Raw genomic sequence first — 3907 nt, forward strand, 5'->3', positions numbered from 1 at the left:
GGGATGTTGAGCCCGATCGACGGGTCGCACCACTCCTCGACCATCCAGTCGTTGTACGCCTGCACGCACGCGAGCGCGAGCTCCCGGTCGTCAGCCTCCATGAAGGTCTGGCCGCAGAAGCGCGGGAACGTCGGGAACGGCAGCGAGCCGTCGACCCATGCGATCTCGAAGTCCTTCTTGCGCTCCTTGGCGTCGTAGCAGCCGGGACGCATGTCGTCGTAGGTGACGGCGGTCATCGTCATGACCGTCTTGTCGAACTTCGACACGTCGTCGCCTGGCGTTGCCGACTTCGGGATCGCGACGAACTTCTTCTGGACGTAGATGAGCTTGTCCTCGTAGATCCAGGCGTCACCCCACTCGCCGTCCGGGTCCTCGGACATCTCGTACTTGGCGCCCTTCTTGATCTTGAACGCGCCCCACTTCTTGCGCTCGACCCGCGGGCCCTTCTCCCGGTGCTTCTCGGGCAGCCACGTCTGCCAGACGTGCGCCGGCTCCACCACGTGGTCGTCGACGCTGATGATCTTCGGCAGCTCGGTCATCGCTTGCTCTCCTCAGTCTCTGCATCCGCGAGCGGGTCGTGCGGTTCTCCGGAGTCGAAGCCCCCATGCTTGCGCATGAACGTGGTGGCGCGGCGATGGATCCGCCAGCCATCCGGCGTGCGCCGGTACTCGTCCCGGTACCAACCTAGGCGCATGGCGTGTGTGTGCTGATCGATGAAGACGAAGTGCTGCATCCCGGTGGCGCTGTCGTCGTCGAGCTCGACCACCGGCATGTTGCCGATGAACTGGCCTCGGGGCGCGGCTGCGAGCAGCGCCGGGAAGCGCTCGAGGGTGTACGCGGTGCCGAAGGCGTTGTACTCGCCGTCGGGGGTGAACACGTCGAGCCATCGGTCCTCTTCGAACTGGCTCGCCAACAACATGTACCGCGCGCACAGCGCGTGCAGCTCGACGAGGTCGGCGATCCGTCGAGCGTCGTCGGTCACGCAGTCCCCCGGGCGGGCGGAAGTAGCGCATTCACTAGGCGAGAATTAGGTTATCACCGAGGCAACAGGGAGCGGCGTGTGGAGATCGAGGGGAAGCACGCGATGGTCGTCGGCGGCGCGTCCGGCTTTGGTCGCGCCACGGCCGAGATGCTTCACGCACGGGGCGCGCGGATCACGGTGCTGGACCTGCCGACCTCCGATGGCGAGTCCGTCGCTGCTTCGCTCGATGGTTCCTTTCATCCCTGCGACGTCATGGACGCGGTCGCGGTCCAGCGCGCGATCGACGATGCGGTGACAGCAATGCAGGGCTTGCACATTGCGGTGAACACGGCTGGGGGTGGCACGGCCCAGCGCACGATCAGTCGTGACGGCCCGATGCCGCTCGAAGCCTTTCGGCGTCTCATCGACCTCAACCTGATCGCGACCTTCAACCTCAATCGCCTCCAGGCGTGGGCCATGAGCAAGAACGATCCGGTGGACGACGAGCGCGGCGTGATGATCAACACCGCGTCGATTGCCGCGTTCGAAGGCCAGATCGGCCAGGTCGCCTACTCGGCGGCGAAGGCCGGGATCGCGGGGATGATGCTGACGATGGCCCGCGACCTTGGCAGCATGGGCGTGCGTGTCATGGCGATCGCTCCGAGCCTCTTCGCGACCGGGATCACCAAGGGGATCCCTCAGGAGATGGAAGCGGACCTCACCAGAGACGCCGCGTTCCCGAAGCGCATGGGTCGACCCGACGAGTACGCCAAGCTCGCCGTTGCGATCGTCGAGAACGCCATGCTGAACGGCGGGACGATCCGACTCGACGGCGGCCAGCGCTTCGCACCCAAATGATCGGTTGTCACGATGGAGGAGCAGACCATGCCAGCTGACGCATTCCGGTACGACGGCAAGCGCGCACTCGTCGTCGGTGGTGCCACCGGCATGGGGGCAGCCACTGCGGAGCTGTTGCAAGACGCCGGTGCCGAGGTCGTGGTCATGGACTTCGCCGACATCAGGCTGCCGGGAGTAAAGGGCATCCACGTCAACCTTGCCGACGCCGCGTCCATCGACGCAGCCGTCGACGAATGTGGCGGGCACATGGACGCGCTGTTTTCGTGCGCGGGTGTCGCCGACGGCACTCCCGGCATCGAACGGATCAACTTCATCGGCCACCGGCACCTGATCGACCGCCTGCGCGCGAAGCAGATGTTGCCGCGAGGGTCGGCAATCGGCTTCATCTCGTCAGCCGCGGGCCTGGGGTGGGAACCGAATCTGGCGGAGCTGCACGAGCTGCTGGACACTCCCGACTTCGACTCGGCGGTGCAATGGGTGGAGAAGCACGGCAAGGCCGACTACATGTCGATGAAGCAAGCGATCTGTGCGTACGTCGCACGTGAGGCATTCCCGCTCCTGAAAGACGGCATCCGCATCAACGCCATCTGTCCCGGCCCCACCGACACTCCGCTCGCGCAGGCCAACAAGGAGATGTGGCTCGGGTTCGGCGCCGACTATCGCGGCGAGACAGGGATTGAGCCCTCCACTCCGCTCGAGCAGGCATACCCGCTGGTGTTCTTGTGCAGCGATGCCGCGTCGTATGTCAGCGGGATCACGTTGATCTCCGACGCCGGCTACATGAGCTCGGGCATCACGGGCTCGTTCCCCAACGCGACCGTCATCGCCAACATGCTCCTCAACCGATAGGCGTGTTGCGCTCGCGATGACCGCAGCAGTTCCGCTTCCGGAGCTCACTCCCGTCAACGAGTGGTTCTGGACCTCGGGTGCCGACGGCCACCTCAGGATCCAGAGCTGCGCTGAGTGCGGGACGCTCGTGCATCCGCCGACCCCGATCTGTCCGGTGTGTCGCAGTCGATCGTGGGCGCCAACGGTGGTGTCGGGTCGCGGCACCGTCGTGGCTTTCACGATCAACCAGCATCAGTGGCTGCCGTCGTTCGAACCTCCCTACGTGATCGCGATCGTGGCGCTCGAGGAGGATCCCTCGGTGCGTCTCACGACGAACATCGTCGGTTGCGATCCCGACGAGGTGCAGATCGGCCAAGAGGTCGCTGTGCGCTTCGAGCAGCAAGAGGACGTCTGGCTCCCGCTGTTCGAGCCGACGGGCGGCACCACCGATGCCACTGCGCTGGTACCCGAACCGCAGCGTCCAACCGTGCGGGCTCCTGTACGCCCCGACCGGTTCGAGCATCGGGCTGTGCTCTCGGGCGTCGGCCGCTCTGCGATCGGGCGTCGCCTGATGGTGGACCCGAGAGCGCTCACCGTCGACGCCTGTCTGGCCGCGATCGCGGACGCGGGCCTCACGCCCGACGACATCGACGGGCTGTCGACCTATCCGGGTCCCGCGGGCATGGGCATCAGCGAGGGCGGCGCGACGGCCATCGAGGAGGCGCTGCGCCTGCGGCCGACATGGATCAATGGCGGCATGGAACTTCCCGGGCAGGGAGGCGCCGTGATCGCAGGGATGCTCGCAGTGGCCAGCGGCTTGTGCCGGCACGTCCTGTGCTTCCGCACGGTGTGGGAGTCGACCGCGGCGGCACTCGGGATCGGTTTCGGGGGCGGTGGTCGCGTCTCAGGGCCTCTGATCGAGTGGCGCGCGCCGTTCGGCGCCATGTCGGCGGCGAACTGGATCGCGATGCACGCGAGCAACTACTTCCATCGGTATGGCGCGACTCGAGAGATGCTGGGATGGATCGCGTTGAACGGTCGCGCGAACGCAGCTCGCAATCCGGTGGCGATCTACCGGGATCCGATGACGATGGACGACTACCTGTCGGCGCGCCCGATCAGCAGCCCGTTCGGGCTCTTCGACTGCGACGTCCCGTGTGACGCATCGGTCGCGGTCGTCGTGTCCGACGCGTCTGTCGCCGGTGATCTGCCGAAGCCGGCGATCCGCGTCGAGGCCGTCGGGACGCAGATCACCGAGCG

General features: G+C 66.3%; 5 protein-coding genes. 3 read left to right on the plus strand and 2 right to left on the minus strand.

The window, feature by feature from the left end; genetic code table 11:
* Together WEE69_06395 and WEE69_06400 are read right to left on the minus strand one after the other, a co-directional pair.
* Positions 1 to 539 (minus strand): amidohydrolase (locus WEE69_06395; GenBank protein ID MEX1144915.1); only part of this gene is annotated, 539 nt, incomplete at its 3' end.
* The gene (locus WEE69_06400) at positions 536 to 982 is read right to left on the minus strand and encodes a nuclear transport factor 2 family protein (protein MEX1144916.1); all 447 of its coding nucleotides are present in this window, start codon (positions 980 to 982) and stop codon (positions 536 to 538) included. The genes WEE69_06400 and WEE69_06395, both read right to left, overlap by 4 nt.
* Before the next feature lie 78 nt (positions 983 to 1060).
* Here WEE69_06400 and WEE69_06405 point away from each other — a divergent pair, with 78 nt between their 5' ends.
* The 3 genes from WEE69_06405 to WEE69_06415 form a co-directional block, all read left to right on the plus strand.
* Positions 1061 to 1819, plus strand: coding sequence for an SDR family NAD(P)-dependent oxidoreductase (locus WEE69_06405; protein ID MEX1144917.1), 759 nt, complete (start codon positions 1061 to 1063; stop codon positions 1817 to 1819).
* 27 nt (positions 1820 to 1846) lie between these two features.
* On the plus strand, positions 1847 to 2668 hold the full coding sequence (locus WEE69_06410) for an SDR family oxidoreductase (GenBank protein ID MEX1144918.1): 822 nt from the start codon (positions 1847 to 1849) through the stop codon (positions 2666 to 2668).
* 16 nt (positions 2669 to 2684) lie between these two features.
* Positions 2685 to 3907, plus strand: a 1223-nt coding sequence (locus WEE69_06415; GenBank protein MEX1144919.1) for an OB-fold domain-containing protein, incomplete at its 3' end; no start/stop codon positions are given.

Source organism: Acidimicrobiia bacterium (assembly GCA_040881685.1).
GTDB lineage: Bacteria > Actinomycetota > Acidimicrobiia > IMCC26256 > PALSA-555 > SHVJ01.